Below are 15,684 nucleotides of genomic sequence, written 5' to 3'. Positions count from 1 at the left end.
ATCCACACCTCTTAACGAGGTGCGTTTATCTGTTCCCACAACTTATCTTTCCCCACCCCTGTAGCAATCAGCACATCCGCCGTCTCCTGTTCGCTCAAGTTGTCAATGTTGCCGTGGGCTTTAAATTCTTCAATACCCTTTAACACCGCGTCGAATCGGCGCTTGTTGATTTTGTTCTTAATTGTAAAGATGAGACAAATTGTCAGAAGCGTAAAGGGGATGATAACAAACATCCACTTTATGCCCGATACAATATTGCTCTGCGCGTAAGTGGCGGGGTCGAAATTGTCCGTGCTGGCTTTTAAGACTGAGTATTCGTTCTGATCAAAACCTAGAGCTTGAAGCCCGAAGCCCATTAGAAGAACGGCGACACCGCTGGCAAACTTGCGAAGGAAGGTTGTTACGCCGCTGTAAATGCCTTCGCGCCGGAGGCCGGTGCGTATCTCGTCAATGTCAAAAATGTCGGTGAGCATTGACCATGTTGAAAGTTGGCCGGAGGAAGTGCCTATGGCTATCAGTACGGCAAGAACGCAAAGGACTGCGACATTTACGCTTGAATCAAGCCAGATGAAACTAAGTGTTGAAACAATCCATACGGGGATGCCGATTAACAGGGGAAATGCTTTGCCTTTTCTTTTTGCAATTGCGCCCATTACAGTCATCAAAAGCATTGAGCAGACAAGAAGCAAGCCGACAACAAGTTCGTAATTTTTATATTGCAGGACAACTATGTCAATATAGAAAATAAAAAGCGCAAGCACTAAATCGACGGCAATTTGAAAAGGAAGGAATATCCCTAAGAAATTTATATAGGCTTTGTTTTGAAAAACAGACAGCCAGTACTTGAGCGTGATTTTTTCCGGCTCGGGCAGGTCTTTCTTTTCTCTTGTCCCAAGAAAAGCAATAAGCCAGCTTAACGCAAAGAGAGCGCCGAATATAAGAGCCATGACAAGGTAGCCGGGTATCTGCTTAGGGCCGATATGTCCGCCGCCTATCGACTTAATAATTATGCTGGGTATGACAGCGGATAGAAGCGACGCGGCGCCGGAAAAAATCATCCTAAACATGGTAAAACTTGTGCGCTCGTTGTAATCCGATGTCATGTCCGACAGAATGGCGTTATACGGAATCATAACGATAGTAAACGCCGTCCCAAAAAACATATAGGCAAATACATAATAAATAATTTTGGCAGTTACGCCTTCAATGCCAAAGGAATAAAAAAGCATGACAAACGACAGATAGACTGGTATTATTCCTATCAAGAAATATAACCTTCGCCTTCCGAATCTTGATCGCGTTTTATCGGATATTCTACCGACAATCGGGTCTGTTACGGCATCCCATAACTTTCCAACAAAAATAATGATCGTAGTCGCAACAACAGGCAGGCCTTCAACCAATACCAAAAAATTCATGAACAGCAGACTGAAGATCATAAACGCGCCGCCGCCGTAAATATCGCCGCTGGCGTAACTTATCTTGCTTATAAGCAGATTTGAATTTAATTTGTCTTTCATAAAAATATTATATCACAAATTGAGATTATAAAATATTGATCAGCCACCTGATTCCGGTAGAAAAACGGAAGCCCGCGTAAAAATCAGATTTAAAATCGAAGTCGCTATCATCACTAAAATACGACTGCCAGGCGGCTTCAATGTAAGGAGCAATCTCGTTTTTTTGGGTCTTGAAAATGAATGGCGCGGCGGTTAATCCTACGGTTCCAAGCAAGCTTATTCCGCTGGAATAATGGCGCTGATTCCCGTCAACGGTAAGAGACGCGTCCCCAAAACTGAGTACCGGGCCGGCAAATACCCTAAACTTATAATTAGGCCCCAATGATAATGTTATGGGCAGACGAAAAACTCCTAGAGCGCCGTCATATTCCGGCCTTAACTCAAGACCGATAACCATTCGCTGCCCAAGTGAATAGGCGTCTACGCTAAAACTCAGTTGGGAAGTAAAGCCCCGCAACAAATCCCCGTCTTCTACAAATCCATTCCAGATTGGCGCAACCGCAATACCCGCCAAAAGACGGGTCTCGCCGCTTCCCGAATTGGAAGCCGCCGGTTTTTTTGTACCAATTTGTCTGTTTCCCTTTCCGCCCGCGCTTGATTGTTCTGTCATTGAAGAATTGTCAATCTTTAAATTGGACGGCGTTTCAGGAAAAGCGCGGCCAGCGCCAACGTAAGCTTTTGCCCAGTATTTTTCATCAAGGCTTGAATAAATTACCCCTGTCTTATCCCCACTGGAAGCCGAGTGAATAAAACGGCGTTCCCCAAGGTACAGTCCGACATGGCTTACATTGCCCGATTTATCAGTCTTAAAAAACAAGAAATCGCCGGGCTGCGCTTCTTCAAAAGTCATTCTCTCCGCCCAAGAATAAAGCCCGGATGCCGACCTCGGCAAGGCGACACCCAACGCGTCTTTGAAACTTAGGCAAATCAACCCCGAACAATCAAGCCCTTTAGCGGTCATCCCGCCATAACGATAAGGACTCCCCTCGTATTTTTTTGACGCTTCTATCACTCTCTGCCGCGCTTCAATATAAGCCCTTGCCTTCTCTTCCGGCGAAGCTGTCACTTTAGGCGCAAGTGCATACCCGCTTTCAAGCGGCGCGGCTAAAAGATTGATTGAGATTAGAAGGAATAGGGATGAAAAGAGAAGTCTCATTATATAATTATCGGCTGCAATCTACCATTGCTAGATTGCTATTTTATAATGTCTTGTGTTTAGTACGCTATAAAAAAGTAGTAGGAGATACATTTGCGTGACTATAAACTCTTTATCTGCTCTTCGGTAAAACCGGTGTATTTGATAATTTGCTCTATAGGCAAATTATCAGCCTTCATTCTTAAAATATCTTCTATTTTACCTTCCTTCTTACCATCAAGATAGGAGCCTTCAAGTTGGGATGCGCGATCCCGCCAGGCTTTTAGCCGCCTTTCATGTTCTGCCTGTATCTGCTCGTCAGAGCTTAATTGATACAGGGTATCTACCGCTTTCCGTATTTCAGGATTTTTTACCGCTACCATTTCAAATTCCTCCTTCCGCTTAGCTCGCAGAAATTGCATCCATTCCCAGCCTGCGCTCCCGTCGCTTAATGCGGGAACCTTCGGTAATTCCAGGGTATATATTTCTTCAGGTATTACTTCAAAAATAAGCCCGTTCTTTTTATTTGTAAACCTGAAAATGTTTACGTATTCGTTTGTTTCCGAAAACAATTCGTAATTGGTTATACAAATACATATTACTTTTTGGATGACATGGTACAGTTCGCCCTTGCCTATTTGTTCCACTATAAGTTTTGATTTGTAGAACGAAAGCCTCTGTCCTATGTTCCTTTCAGGATTAACCTGAATTTCAATATCAATTACTTTCCCGGTTTTTGTTTTAACCTTCACATCCAAAATGCCCAGTTTGTCATCTTCGTTTTCCGGTTTAAGGGAAGTGTCAAGAAAACTCAATTCGTATTCTTCTTGCGGCAGTTCAACAAAGGCTTTAAGCAGGTCGATGAGCATGCTTTTATTGCGTTCATCACCAAAGAGAAGCTTAAAAATCCAGTCATCCGTGGGAGGAAGAATCTTAAAATCCATAAGAAAAGCATAGCAAAAAAAACAGACAAAAGCAATCGTGGGGCGCGTTGCTTATGACCGCTACACGATGTATGCCTAAAGAATTTATTTAGTACAGGCAGGGCAGGGCTGCGGGTGGCAAAAACTCTGGGAGAGTCCGACTCGCACTGGCGGCCACCTAAAGGCGGCCTTGCTTTTATTGGGGACTGCGGCATTTATTGGTGCTCTCAGCGGGCGGCATCATTGATCTACACGGCTACGCCGTGCGTTTGTTTGGCTGTGAGCCTTCCGGCGACTAAATAGCGTTAGGTAGAAAGCTTTATCTAGGGTTTGTCGCCGGACGTTTTTTCTCTGAATTTTCTTTGTTTTGTTCCAAAGTCTCTTACGGCGTAGAACCCACAGAAGATGTTTTTGCCACCCGCAGCCCTGCCATGACTGTACTTAAGGATTTTATTGGGCATACATCTTCTAGCAGTAATTAGGAATGAGCAATTAACAATTAGCAATAGACTACTACTGGTAGCGTATAAATGTCGCATAACGACACTAGGGAAAAGTGATGTCAGATACATTGCGTGTCCCGGTAGGATTAAAACCTCCAGCCCGCGCACGCTTTTATTAAAACATTGCCTCCTATTCCGCTCATCTCCATAGTATCATTGACTACACACTCACGATAGTGGTAATCGTACAGGAGATTGCCCCGCACAAACATATTTCCAAACAGAAGAAAATCCGCCCCAATGCCACCATGCGGTCCAAATGTGTAAAATTCAAGTCCATCTCCACAAGCAAAATCAAAACCTATCATTGGGTAGATTCTTATTTTATTTGAAATGGTAATTGGTATCTTAAAATCAAAACCGGTATGAAAAACAATATAGTTGTAAGAAACCTCACCGGATGCAGTTATAGATGATAACCCTAAAATAAAATCAAAATACTTCCAGCCAAAAAATCCGGTTAACCCAAAATCACTGCTTGTATATTCCCTATCATCATAACCATTATAGTCATGGCTTGTTCTACTCCCAATGCCAAACATAAGACCAACACCAACGTCTGTGGCAAACGCTCCTGCAGTTATAAATGCCAGTAACAGCGCCAAGATTAAATATCTTTTCATTTTTTTCTCGATTTTTGTTGAAGTTGTTCCAGCAAACTTGTTCTTTCTTCTTGTGAAGAGGTGGAAGCTGCTCCGTTGTTAAATGTGCGATTGCGAATAGGACTGACAGTAATATCGCTTTGTGTGAGCGCGGTGGTGTATTTTATGGCAAGCGCAGAACCGTACCATGTTTCTTTTATCTCAGCGTCTTTTGAAAACCCCATCTCTTTCGTTACTTTTTCAACCACCTTGTCGATTGTTACGTTGACGATGGCGTCTGCTCCAACCTTTTGCGCTGCCTTCAACAATTCCTGATACGTGAATGTCTTGCCTTTAATTTCTCCATCGTCATTAACCGTAAAAGAAATTTCGGTAAATACAATTCCCTTGGACTCGAAATCTTTCACGGGGACAAGAACATCTCCAAAAGCTCCCCAATTTTGACTGTTCCTCTGCGCTTCGTTTGTAGAAGAACATCCTGTAAATACTGCGGCACACGCTATAGCAATGACTGCCCCAAAAACAGATAATTTTTTCATAACTCACTCCTTTTAACATTTGGTTTATTTATTTTCGTATGAAAATTTCATATTTCCATAGAATATATATTATATTCTATGGAACATTGTGTCAATATCTATAGAGTATTATTTATATCTCATGGATATAAGTGGGCAGTTACAGTACATTATTGATAAAATAAAGGAAATTCGCGTTAAAAACGGGGTTTCTCAAATGGAATTGTCCCTGCGTTCAAATTTAACACAGAGTTTCATTGCCAATTTAGAAAAAGGGAAAAAACAACCTTCCGTCCTTACGTTGATTAAAATTGCCGATGCCCTAAAAGTGAATCCTCAAGATTTTTTTCCCGAACCTTTTGATACTAACACGAAAGAGCAAACAAAAGAAAAAATACGCAAGTTGCTTGAGTTGTTATAGAGATAAATAATGTCACGCCACTAATCACCGGAAGGGCTTTGCGTATGCACGGCTTTTATATAGAGTGATAATATTTTTCGCTATTAATTCTTTGGGCATACATCGTGTAGTAATCCTTACCCAAGCATCCCAAATCCCAACCCAACAGTTGAAAGCAATTTATCAACACTTGAACAGCCCAATTTCTCCGCAGACATTATTACCAATTTACCGCAAGTCATCGCGTCATCAAGCGCGTTGTGCGCGTCGTAGACAATGCCGAAGTGTTTTGCCAATGCGGTTAAAGCGTGAGATTTTAGATGCGGCCATACACGGCGGGAAAGATTGCAGGTGCAGAAATACGGCAACGAAGGGATTTCCAACCCGTACCAGTCAAGAACCGCATAAAGTACGCCCATATCGAAAGGAGCATTATGCGCCGCCAACGGCAAATCGCCGATGAACGGCTTTATTCCGCTGTCCCAAATATCATTGAACTTTGGCGCGTCCCTTACATCATCAACAGTCAAGCCGTGAATCATCGTAAAATCAGGGCGAATATAAAGACTGGGCGGGCGTATCAGCGAATAATAAGTATCGACCGCCTTCCCGTCCAGAAATTTGACCAATCCGACAGAACACGCGCTTTCCTGAGATTTCTTGGCTGTCTCAAAATCTATCGCTACAAAATCCATACCATCATTCATTATAATCCAAGAAACTGATTGCTGGGAGTGGGGAGTATCGACAAAAAATCATCATGGTCTTATAATTAAATATATGAAATACGGATTGTCCGACAGAACCTTAAAAACACTTGATTCAATTTTTTGCAAGTATTCCGGTATTAATGAAGTCATTCTTTACGGTAGCAGAGCGAAAGGAAATTACCGTACAGGTTCCGATATAGACATATCTCTAAAATCTGATAAAACTTTTACCCATACCGATTTTTTGCATATTACCGGTGATATTGACGATTCGGATATACCTTATTTAGTTGATGTTTCAATTTATGCACAATTATCAAATCCCGAATTGAAAGCGCATATAGATCGTGTAGGGAAGATTTTATACTCTTACACAAACCATGCTCAGAGTAGTTGAAAAGGTTATCTTTTTGCATACAATACAGACCGATAGACTGTAGTGTTTTATATAAAAATCAAAATCCGGCAGACTGGAAAAAAGTTTATTAATTTGCTACATTTTAGCTATGGGACAGATTTGCGTCTTTGTAAACCAAAAAGGCGGCGTTGGAAAAACTACCTCGGCAATAAACATTGGGGCGTATCTCGCGGATGCCGGAAAAAACGTCCTTTTGGTTGATTTTGACGCGCAGGCTAACCTCTCAAGCGGCATCGGCGCTAATCCGCCTAAGCCCGGAATTTATGAATTGCTTTCCGGCACGGCAACTCCCGAACAGGCAATAAAAAAAACCGCCGTTCAAAAATTGGACGTAATTCCAGCAAGCATCGATCTTTCAGGCGCGGCGGTAGAGTTAATTGACCAGAAAGAGCGTAACTTCTTTCTTAAAAAAGTCCTGACCCCGATTAAAAACAGATATGACTTTATACTGATTGACTGCCCTCCCAGCCTGGGCCAGCTTACAATGAACGGTCTAGCCGCCGCGGATTCGGTACTTATCCCAATGCAGTGCGAATACTTCGCCATGGAAGGGCTTAAACAGCTTTTACACACAACCAAACTTATTCAAAAAGGACTGAACCCGTCTTTGAAAATCGGCGGCATTTTCTTTACAATGTACGACCCAAGAACCAGGCTTGCAAACGACGTAATCAAGCAGGTCAGCGCCATTTATAAAGACACGGTTTTAAATACAATCATTCCGCGAAATATCCGTCTTTCAGAAGCGCCCTCCTACGGAATGCCAATTTCTCTTTACGACCCGCAATGTCCCGGAGCCAGGGCATATCACGCTCTTGCACAAGAACTGCTCCGCAAGACAGGAGGGACAAATGGCGCGTAGAATCGGTTTGGGAAAAGGCCTTGACGCATTACTGGAAAATAATGACGATAACGAATCTTCCGCCGCGCCGGTTGAAGATCAAACTGTTTCCTCTCCCGCAACCGTTTCCAGAAATAAAGCGCAGGACATTGTTCAATTACCAGTGAGCAAACTTGTCCCCAATCCCGGCCAGCCCCGTAAAAATTTTGACGAGACCGAACTTCAGGAATTGGCTGACTCAATAAAAACTTACGGCATCATACAGCCAATAATTGCGGCGGACACGGGAGATGGCGCTTACATAATAATCGCAGGTGAGCGCAGAACACGCGCCGCAAAACTGGCCGGCCTTGATACGGTCCCGGTAATTATTCGCGATTACACCGATCAAAAGCGTCTTGAAATTTCGCTAATAGAAAATATCCAGCGCAGCGATTTAAACCCTATCGAAGAAGCGGCGGCATTCAAAAACCTGATGGACTTTTCAAATCTCTCCCAAGACGAGCTTGCGGCACGGGTGGGAAAAAACAGATCGACTGTCGCAAACGCGCTACGGCTTCTTAAACTGCCCATTGAAATACAAAAAAGCATCGAAGAGGGTAAAGTAAGCTCAGGACACGCAAGGGCGCTATTATCTGTAATTGACGTAAAATCAAGGGATAAACTTTACAGGGAAATACTTACAAACGATGTCTCAGTTAGGGAAACCGAAAAGCGGGCGGCGGTAATAAATATTGAAAAACAAGACAAGCCAAAAACCGCAGATAAAAGCAAAGCTTCAAAACGCCCGCCCGAAGTAGGCGCAATGGAAGAAAAGTTTATCGGCAAATTGGGAACCAAGGTAGTAATAGAGGGCGACATGAACAAAGGCAAAATACATATTGACTATTATTCAATGGAAGACCTTGATAGGTTATATGAAATATTAGGCGATTAATCTGGCATCTGTTACTTGGCTAAAATTTAAAGGTCAGTCCTATATCTAAAAAACTATTAGCAGAATATCCAATTTCAGCCCAGAAACCAAACCAATTATTTATATAATAACGAGCGCCTAAATCAATACCAAATAAGAACTCGCCTTCAACGTTACTATCGGGACTTTTATTTCTATATTTTGTTTCTTCGGTAATAATAGTCAAGCCTACCGTAGTAACTGCATAAGTATCAAGATTTTTTATATTCCAATTAAAATGGTAACCAAAACGCCCACCTAAAGATAAACGATTTCTAAAATATTCAGTCTTACTCATCAGCATCGATAAATACCCTGTATACTTGTAACCATACCCTGAATAACAAAGAATACCTCCTGCAAAAAACGGAAGCTTTTTATCACCTATTCCGATATTTCGATCTAATGATACGCGTATTGGCGGAATATATGTATCATCTTTACCAAGTAATCCTATGCCACTATCAAATCCTATACCAAAATTTAAAAGCCAGCTTTTTCCGTCCTGACCAAGTGGAAATTTTGTAAGGTCTTGCGGTTCCCACGCAAATAAAGACGTTCCAGCAATACAAAACACAATAAGAACAAAAAATAACTTTTTCATAAAAAACTTCTCCTTATGTTAAAAGTTATCACTATTTATCATAAATATCAATCCCTTCTTTCCGTTTTAAAAACCCTGATGCCCAATAAGTAAAAGGAGTTACAACCGCTTCAATCCCGCATTTCAATATATAATTTGTTAAAACAAGCGACCAAAATATTTCCCAGCTAAAGACTCTGGCGGCGCTTGCTATCAGCACAAAAATCGCCGTATCCAGAAATTCGCCAACCAAAGTAGAACCGATAGTGCGTACCCAGAGAAGATGCCCCTTCATTTTAACTTTCAGTTTTGAAAGTATTATCGCGTTGGAAAGTTCGCCAACCAGATAAGCGGACAGGCTTGCAAGCACAATACCGCCATAACTAATCCCGCCAAGAATGGCGCTAAATGCGGTATCTCCGCCAGTTGCCGCTTCCCATCCCGCTTCCGACGGCAATTTTCCCAGCACAAAGAAAACCACAGTGGTTAATACCAAAGCCGCAAATCCTGTAAAAATAACCCGCCGCGCCGTCCTAAACCCGTAAACCTCGGTTAGTACATCGCCCAGCACATAGGCAAACGGAAACAGAATCGTCCCGCCGTCAAAAGCAAGCGGGATTGAAAAAATCGAAATGCCAATATCGACAATTTTCGCCGAAGACGCAATATTGCTAACCACTAAGATAACAACAAAAAATGACGCAACCACATCAAGATACTTGAAAGAGACTGGATTTTGCATAGAAAACTCCCTGTTTTAACTATTGGCAGGTTATCAAGGAAACTGCCTATTTATTATGGCTTTACGCCCACTTAATAAACCCACATCTGTAAGGATGAATCAAAGCGTCATGTTTTGGCAGAATACGCACCGTGTGCCCCTGCATTCCCGTATCCATACATTCAATGCGAACTTGATACAAGTTTAAATTGCCATCGCTCTTAAGCCACTTCATTTCTGTCTTTCTCGCATCGACAATTTCCCTAGTCTGATTCGACACTGTGCCGTGGTACAATTCAACCTGCAAGTCGTTAGGTAAAACAGTGCCCAAATCAAGGTAGGCCGTAACAGTCAGCATATCGCCACGCTGCATAACCGGCTTGGCGTTGGAATCAATCTTAACTATTTTTAAGTTGTTCCATGACTCCTGCAGTTTGCTAAAATACGCAGCGAGTGACTTTGCTTCGGCATATTCGTCTTTGCTGAAACGGCGGAAATTTTTAAGCGCGGGGAAGTAAAATTGATTTGAGTAATCCATCAACATACGGTGGGACGCCATCGACTGCCCAATTTGCTTCATGCAGTCTTTCATCATTTTTATCCATTCTCGCGGAAGACCGTCACGCCCTCTGTCGTAGAACATCGGAACAATCTCACGTTCCAGCAAATCGTATAATGCTTTGCTTTCAACATCGTCTTGAAGTTTTTCATCGTTGTACTGTTCGCCGTGGCCAATTGCCCAGCCAACCTGAGCATTGTACGCTTCGTCCCACCAACCATCCAAAATTGAACAGTTAAGAACGCCATTCATCGCGGCCTTCATGCCGCTTGTGCCGGACGCTTCCATAGGACGGCGGGGAGTGTTAAGCCATACGTCACCGCCTGATGTTAAATATTTCGCGACGCTCATGTCGTAATTTTCAACAAAGACAATACGGTTTGTTACATCGTACTTTTCGGCAAAATGAATTATTTCGCGAATTAATTCCTTGCCCGGCATGTCATGCGGATGCGCTTTACCGGCAAAGATCAACTGTACAGGACGATCATTATCCCTTACCAGCCGTAAAAGGCGTTCAGGATCGCGAAGAAGCAGGTTACCGCGTTTATAAGTTGCGAACCTGCGCGCAAAACAAAGAGTCAGCGTGTAAGGAGAAAGTACATCTTCCGCCTGACGAATCCGCCGCTCTACCGCGCCTGTCCGTTTATACTGTTCGCGGATACGCTCGCGCACAAAAGCGACAAGACGTTCTCTTCTGCGTTCATGAGTGCGCCACAATTCTTCATCGGAGATACGATCCATGCGCTCCCAAATATTCAGTTCTGTAGGCTTACTTTCAAAGTGAGGTCCAAAATACCTGTCTAAAAGATCGAGCATACCTGAAGAAATCCATGTGCGCGTATGAACGCCATTTGTAACATGATGGATTGGCACTTCATTAAGCGGAAGCCCCGGCCACAGACCTTTCCACATATCGCGAGATACTACTCCGTGAAGCCTTGCGACACCGTTGGCATAGGCTGCCATTTTTAACGCAAGAACTGTTAAGCAGAAAGTTTCCTGTTCGTCGTTTACATTGATCCTGCCGAGACCCAGAAAATCTTTCCATGAAATACCCAAAACCTGAGGCCATGAACGGAAATATTTGTCCATAATGGCGATATCAAAACGCTCATTTCCCGCCGGAACAGGAGTATGGGTAGTAAAAATACTTGTCGGCCAAACCGCTTCACGCGCTTCTTCAAAAGAAAAACTCATTTCGCTCATGATTTCACGAATCTTTTCAAGCCCCATAAACGCGGCATGTCCTTCGTTCATATGAGTAGCCGCCGGATTAATTCCCAATGCCCGCAGGGCGCGGATACCGCCGATACCCAATAAAATTTCCTGCTGCATACGGGTCTCTTTATCACCGCCATAAAGCGCCGAGGTAATATTTCTCATATCCTGTGTGTTTTCTTCGATATTTGTATCCAACAAGTACAGTGAAGAACGGCCTACTTTAACTTCCCAAATTTGGGCAACCGCATGCCTGCCCGCCAATTCCACAGTAATTTTTAAAGGCAGTCCGTCTTTGCCGATTTTTTTCTCGACAGGCATATTATACCAGTCGTTTTCAGGATAACTCTCCTGCTGGAAACCGTCGGCGTTCAACATCTGCGTAAAATAACCCTGCCTGTACAAAAGCCCGATACCGACAAGGGGCAGACCTAAATCCGAAGAAGTCTTCATGTGATCACCGGAAAGAATTCCAAGACCGCCTGAATAAATAGGCAAGGACGCATCCATTCCGTATTCCATCGAGAAATACGCTACCACATCCTTATGGCCGCCTCTGTACCAGGTTTCTCCTTTTTTATAACGTTGAAACCTGTCATATACTTCTTTTAACGCCGCCAGATAGGAATCGTCCTTGGCGGCTTGTGCAAGCCTTTCCTGGCTCACCATGCCAAGCGTCCGCACAGGACTCTGTTGTGACGAAAGCCAGCTGTCATAGTCTAATCTGATGAAAAGCTGAACTGCGTCATAATTCCAAGATAACCAGAGATTTCGGGCAATCTCCTCCAAAGGTTTTAAAACTGGGGGAAGTTTCGGTTTAACCGTATATGTGGATATATTCATATATTAAGTTTATGGGTAGAAAAGCATAATGTCAACGGTAGAATTACATTTATTTATCAATTTGTGTGCAAAATTCATTCCTTGACTTTTCCATTTATTCTGCTATAATTAAGCAAAATTACAAATAAAGGAGATAAATTATGAAAAAATTAATCATCATATTAGTTTTACTTTTTGCGGCGACAGTAGTATTCGCACAGTCTGTCCAACTGGGACAATTCCCGATAGGAAAATGGCTTGATCCCAACTGGGACGCTGTTTGGGAATTTTCGTCTAACAACATAAGAATCCTTAACGTTAACACCGGCGATGTTTATTTTGACTTTTCCGGTAAAATTCAGAATTTTAAAGTTTTTGTTGACGGCGCCCAACCCGGTATTTCATTTTCTTGTTTTGAAACCGAAAAGAACTATTCATTTAAAGCGAATCTTACCAACAATAATGTGGTGTTGGACATTGTTAGGGAAGACAAACCAAAATACACTGTAACCATGAAAAAACAGTAAAACACTGAAAAAAAAGCACCCGTTTTTCCGGGTGCTTTTCTATATACGGTATACTGATTACGCAACATAAGCCTCCAGTTTATCGGCGCGTTTTGGGTTTCTAAGCCTTGTAATGGCTTTTTCTTCAATTTGACGGATACGCTCTTTACTCAGGTTGTAATAAGCGCCAATCTCATTCAATGACATTTCCTTCTGTCCAAGACCGTAATGGCAGCGGATAATGTTAGCTTCATCTTCGTTCAGGGTATCAAGAACTTTATTTATATCGTCCTTCATGTAACTCTGTTCCGCATATTTATCCGGGGATATATACTGATTATCTTCAATATAATCCATCAATTGCAATTCTTTGTTATTAACATTGTTATTCAACGAAACAATTTCTCTGGAAATATTGACGATTTCCTTAACATGGTTTTTATCCATATTTAACATTTCCGCAATTTCATTAATTTCTTCTTCCGGTGAAAGCTGCTTCTCAATCATTTTCCCGGCTTTTTCAATTTTAACAAGATCCGCCGCGCAGTTTACAGGAAGCCTTATCATTCTGGATTTCTCACAGAGGGCGTTTAAAATAGACTGACGTATCCACCATACGGCATAAGATATAAAGTGATAACCTTTCTCAACATCAAAGCGATCCGCCGCATTAACAAGTCCTACATTGCCTTCGCTAATCAAATCTTCCAGGGGAAGCCCAAGCCCTTGGTATTTTTTTGCTATTGTAATAACAAAGCGCAAATTAGCGTTAATAAGTTTCTCTCTGGCAGCTTTGTTGCCAGCCGCCGCCTCACGGGCGGTTAACTCCTCTTCTTCCCTGCTAAGCATCGGAATACGATTCATTTCTTTTAAATAAATCGTGAGGTTTTCATTCAATTCTTTTCTTTTTCTTGTATTGTTCATAATCCACCACCTTTTATACATATCTAGTAGCAATATCCATGCCAAGTGGTTTTTTCGTTTTTACACTCAATTCAAGCGTTTTTTCAAGGTTTTTTATCTGTATTATTCACGTTTTGGGGAAAATGACACAAAGCCCAAAATGTGTCAAAATACTGTGTCATTTTGACCCACATATCAAGCATTGTATTAATATTGAATACCTTGATTTGTATGGAAAAAATTAATATTATTATTAGGTTAATATTTGCTATAATAATAGCAAATATTTTTATGATAAGCGGCGCTAAACACCGCATATCAGATTATCAAAGGCGGGTTTAATTATGAGTTCTGCTTCCGAACTGGTAGTGGATGAGGAAAAAATCAAAAAAGCCATACAGTCTGGACTCCCGCTGACAATTACAACATATACACACCCCAAAGAAATAGAGATTTACATAGAAAAGGTAATAGATGCGTTTCTTAAACATATAAATCAAATCAAACTTAAGGACTACATTGTCTACTGCGTACAGGAACTTGTAATTAATGCAAAAAAAGCCAATACAAAACGGGTATATTTTAAAGAACGCGGATTGGATATAAACAATGATAACGATTACAGTTCGGGAATGAAAAATTTTAAGGAAGATACAATCAGCAATATTGCCTATTATCTTCAGTTACAAAAGGAAAAAGGGCTTTTTATAAAAGTAATTTTACAAGTTAAACGAAATACAATTATTATTGAAATACGCAATAATGTCTCTGCAAATAAAATGGAACAACTGCGGATACAGGACAAGATGGCAAGGTCAAGACAGTACGACAGTCTGGAAGACGCATTGTCCCAAGTACTTGATGATTCCGAAGGCGCCGGGCTTGGGCTTGTTATCCTTGTCCTTATGCTAAGAAAAATAGGTCTTGATGACGACGCTTTTACAATTAAAACAAAAAACAACTGTACAATCGCAAGCATTTCTATTCCTCTTGATCAAACAATGATAGAAAATATGTCGGTTCTGTCGGCGGAAATTGTAGAGAACATTAACAGTCTGCCGCAATTTCCGGAAAATGTCCTGCTTATACAAAAACTTATTAACGACCCGGCTTCCGATATGCCGATGATTGCAAAGCAAATTTCGATGGACCCGGCGCTTACGGCGGATCTGTTAAAAATTGTCAATTCAGCGCAATACATGTTGTCCAAAAAAGTTGATCATATTTCGGATGCTGTAAAAATGATTGGTATAAATGGCATAAAAAACCTGCTATATTCCTACGGAACGCAAAAAGTATTAGGTGACGATACCGCAGAAAAAAAGAAACTGTGGGAACATTCGTACAAAACCGCGTTTTATGCCTACAATTTGGTTAAGAATTTTAAAAATGTTTCAGGCCTTCTGGACGACGTATATATTGGCGGAATGTTACACGACATGGGGAAAATCGTTTTTTCCAATGTGCATCCCGATTTATTAGACAAAATTAAGGGCTTCTGCGGCGAAAAAAGCCTTCCCATATCCACATTTGAAGATCTTTCCGCAGGCATGAACCACGCGGAACTTGGCGCCCTTATCGCTGAAAAGTGGAATTTCCCCGACAAGTTAGTAGCGGCAATTCGGTATCATCACGACCCTGAATCCGCGCCTTTTGATTGTAAAGATATGGTTGATACCGTTTACCTTGCCAATATGTTCTGCGAGTATGAAAATAAAAATATCAGCTATGATCAGTTAGAACCAGGTCCGCTGGAAAACTACGGTTTAAAACACCAAAAACAAGTCGAAGCGTTGATTGAAAGGCTTTCCGCGGGATTTATTAAGGAAGGACAGCTTTAATTT

General features: G+C 41.8%; 16 protein-coding genes. 6 read left to right on the top strand and 10 right to left on the bottom strand.

All coding sequences use genetic code 11. The annotated features are described in order from the left end of the window. Positions 1–11 precede the first annotated feature (11 nt). From ACYVRA_RS00675 to ACYVRA_RS00655, 5 genes are all read right to left on the bottom strand, one after another. Positions 12–1,520, bottom strand: coding sequence for an MFS transporter (locus ACYVRA_RS00675; RefSeq protein ID WP_461250818.1), 1,509 nt, complete (start codon positions 1,518–1,520; stop codon positions 12–14). 25 nt (positions 1,521–1,545) lie between these two features. Next, entirely contained in the window at positions 1,546–2,676 is a 1,131-nt protein-coding gene (locus ACYVRA_RS00670) for a C40 family peptidase (RefSeq protein ID WP_461250817.1), read from the bottom strand. A 101-nt stretch (positions 2,677–2,777) separates the two neighbouring features. Next, a complete protein-coding gene (locus ACYVRA_RS00665) occupies positions 2,778–3,599 on the bottom strand; it encodes an Rpn family recombination-promoting nuclease/putative transposase (protein ID WP_461250816.1) in 822 nt (273 codons plus the stop codon). A 568-nt stretch (positions 3,600–4,167) separates the two neighbouring features. Beyond that, a complete protein-coding gene (locus tag ACYVRA_RS00660) occupies positions 4,168–4,704 on the bottom strand; it encodes a hypothetical protein (protein WP_461250815.1) in 537 nt (178 codons plus the stop codon). Next, positions 4,701–5,222 (bottom strand): hypothetical protein, encoded by a 522-nt coding sequence (locus ACYVRA_RS00655; protein WP_461250814.1) that lies wholly within the window; start codon positions 5,220–5,222, stop codon positions 4,701–4,703. The genes ACYVRA_RS00660 and ACYVRA_RS00655 overlap by 4 nt, the downstream gene beginning before the upstream one ends. 121 nt (positions 5,223–5,343) lie before the next feature. Between ACYVRA_RS00655 and ACYVRA_RS00650 the strand changes: the two genes are divergently transcribed. After that, complete coding sequence (locus tag ACYVRA_RS00650; protein WP_461250813.1) at positions 5,344–5,622, top strand: helix-turn-helix domain-containing protein; 279 nt, start codon at positions 5,344–5,346, stop codon at positions 5,620–5,622. Between the two features lie 116 nt (positions 5,623–5,738). On the opposite strand, the gene ACYVRA_RS00645 is transcribed toward ACYVRA_RS00650, so the two are convergent. Next, on the bottom strand, positions 5,739–6,308 hold the full coding sequence (locus tag ACYVRA_RS00645; RefSeq protein WP_461250812.1) for a 3'-5' exonuclease: 570 nt from the start codon (positions 6,306–6,308) through the stop codon (positions 5,739–5,741). Between the two features lie 73 nt (positions 6,309–6,381). Here ACYVRA_RS00645 and ACYVRA_RS00640 point away from each other — a divergent pair, with 73 nt between their 5' ends. The 3 genes from ACYVRA_RS00640 (at position 6,382) to ACYVRA_RS00630 (ending at position 8,507) form a co-directional block, all read left to right on the top strand. Beyond that, positions 6,382–6,708: a nucleotidyltransferase family protein gene (locus tag ACYVRA_RS00640; protein WP_461250811.1), complete on the top strand. Its 327-nt coding sequence runs from the start codon at positions 6,382–6,384 to the stop codon at positions 6,706–6,708. Between the two features lie 109 nt (positions 6,709–6,817). After that, positions 6,818–7,591 (top strand): ParA family protein, encoded by a 774-nt coding sequence (locus ACYVRA_RS00635; RefSeq protein ID WP_461250810.1) that lies wholly within the window; start codon positions 6,818–6,820, stop codon positions 7,589–7,591. After that, positions 7,581–8,507: a ParB/RepB/Spo0J family partition protein gene (locus tag ACYVRA_RS00630; RefSeq protein ID WP_461250809.1), complete on the top strand. Its 927-nt coding sequence runs from the start codon at positions 7,581–7,583 to the stop codon at positions 8,505–8,507. The genes ACYVRA_RS00635 and ACYVRA_RS00630 overlap by 11 nt, the downstream gene beginning before the upstream one ends. Before the next feature lie 19 nt (positions 8,508–8,526). On the opposite strand, the gene ACYVRA_RS00625 is transcribed toward ACYVRA_RS00630, so the two are convergent. From ACYVRA_RS00625 to glgP, 3 genes are all read right to left on the bottom strand, one after another. Then, a complete protein-coding gene (locus ACYVRA_RS00625; RefSeq protein WP_461250808.1) occupies positions 8,527–9,129 on the bottom strand; it encodes an outer membrane beta-barrel protein in 603 nt (200 codons plus the stop codon). Positions 9,130–9,160: 31 nt separating this feature from the next. Beyond that, a complete protein-coding gene (locus tag ACYVRA_RS00620; RefSeq protein WP_461250807.1) occupies positions 9,161–9,850 on the bottom strand; it encodes a queuosine precursor transporter in 690 nt (229 codons plus the stop codon). Between the two features lie 61 nt (positions 9,851–9,911). Then, positions 9,912–12,452: an alpha-glucan family phosphorylase gene (gene glgP, locus ACYVRA_RS00615; protein WP_461250806.1), complete on the bottom strand. Its 2,541-nt coding sequence runs from the start codon at positions 12,450–12,452 to the stop codon at positions 9,912–9,914. Positions 12,453–12,592: 140 nt separating this feature from the next. On the opposite strand from glgP, the gene ACYVRA_RS00610 reads away from it, so the two are divergent. After that, the gene (locus ACYVRA_RS00610; RefSeq protein WP_461250805.1) at positions 12,593–12,958 is read left to right on the top strand and encodes a hypothetical protein; all 366 of its coding nucleotides are present in this window, start codon (positions 12,593–12,595) and stop codon (positions 12,956–12,958) included. Between the two features lie 57 nt (positions 12,959–13,015). On the opposite strand, the gene ACYVRA_RS00605 is transcribed toward ACYVRA_RS00610, so the two are convergent. Then, on the bottom strand, positions 13,016–13,861 hold the full coding sequence (locus ACYVRA_RS00605; protein WP_461250804.1) for a sigma-70 family RNA polymerase sigma factor: 846 nt from the start codon (positions 13,859–13,861) through the stop codon (positions 13,016–13,018). 323 nt (positions 13,862–14,184) lie between these two features. Here ACYVRA_RS00605 and ACYVRA_RS00600 point away from each other — a divergent pair, with 323 nt between their 5' ends. Then, positions 14,185–15,681: an HDOD domain-containing protein gene (locus ACYVRA_RS00600; protein ID WP_461250803.1), complete on the top strand. Its 1,497-nt coding sequence runs from the start codon at positions 14,185–14,187 to the stop codon at positions 15,679–15,681. The last annotated feature ends 3 nt before the right edge of the window (positions 15,682–15,684 follow it).

This window comes from Treponema sp. R8-4-B8, from assembly GCF_054786175.1.
This window is presented reverse-complemented; position numbering and strand designations above follow the sequence as displayed.

What these genes read in the sequence shown, in the direction of transcription:
- ACYVRA_RS00635 (WP_461250810.1), top strand. Translation starts at nt 6,818, where the DNA reads ATGGGACAGATTTGCGTCTTTGTAAACCAAAAAGGCGGCGTTGGAAAA.
- ACYVRA_RS00665 (WP_461250816.1), bottom strand. Translation starts at nt 3,599, where the DNA reads ATGGATTTTAAGATTCTTCCTCCCACGGATGACTGGATTTTTAAGCTT.
- ACYVRA_RS00620 (WP_461250807.1), bottom strand. Translation starts at nt 9,850, where the DNA reads ATGCAAAATCCAGTCTCTTTCAAGTATCTTGATGTGGTTGCGTCATTT.
- ACYVRA_RS00600 (WP_461250803.1), top strand. Translation starts at nt 14,185, where the DNA reads ATGAGTTCTGCTTCCGAACTGGTAGTGGATGAGGAAAAAATCAAAAAA.
- ACYVRA_RS00655 (WP_461250814.1), bottom strand. Translation starts at nt 5,222, where the DNA reads ATGAAAAAATTATCTGTTTTTGGGGCAGTCATTGCTATAGCGTGTGCC.
- ACYVRA_RS00630 (WP_461250809.1), top strand. Translation starts at nt 7,581, where the DNA reads ATGGCGCGTAGAATCGGTTTGGGAAAAGGCCTTGACGCATTACTGGAA.
- glgP (WP_461250806.1), bottom strand. Translation starts at nt 12,452, where the DNA reads ATGAATATATCCACATATACGGTTAAACCGAAACTTCCCCCAGTTTTA.
- ACYVRA_RS00660 (WP_461250815.1), bottom strand. Translation starts at nt 4,704, where the DNA reads ATGAAAAGATATTTAATCTTGGCGCTGTTACTGGCATTTATAACTGCA.
- ACYVRA_RS00625 (WP_461250808.1), bottom strand. Translation starts at nt 9,129, where the DNA reads ATGAAAAAGTTATTTTTTGTTCTTATTGTGTTTTGTATTGCTGGAACG.
- ACYVRA_RS00605 (WP_461250804.1), bottom strand. Translation starts at nt 13,861, where the DNA reads ATGAACAATACAAGAAAAAGAAAAGAATTGAATGAAAACCTCACGATT.
- ACYVRA_RS00650 (WP_461250813.1), top strand. Translation starts at nt 5,344, where the DNA reads ATGGATATAAGTGGGCAGTTACAGTACATTATTGATAAAATAAAGGAA.
- ACYVRA_RS00675 (WP_461250818.1), bottom strand. Translation starts at nt 1,520, where the DNA reads ATGAAAGACAAATTAAATTCAAATCTGCTTATAAGCAAGATAAGTTAC.
- ACYVRA_RS00645 (WP_461250812.1), bottom strand. Translation starts at nt 6,308, where the DNA reads ATGAATGATGGTATGGATTTTGTAGCGATAGATTTTGAGACAGCCAAG.
- ACYVRA_RS00670 (WP_461250817.1), bottom strand. Translation starts at nt 2,676, where the DNA reads ATGAGACTTCTCTTTTCATCCCTATTCCTTCTAATCTCAATCAATCTT.
- ACYVRA_RS00640 (WP_461250811.1), top strand. Translation starts at nt 6,382, where the DNA reads ATGAAATACGGATTGTCCGACAGAACCTTAAAAACACTTGATTCAATT.
- ACYVRA_RS00610 (WP_461250805.1), top strand. Translation starts at nt 12,593, where the DNA reads ATGAAAAAATTAATCATCATATTAGTTTTACTTTTTGCGGCGACAGTA.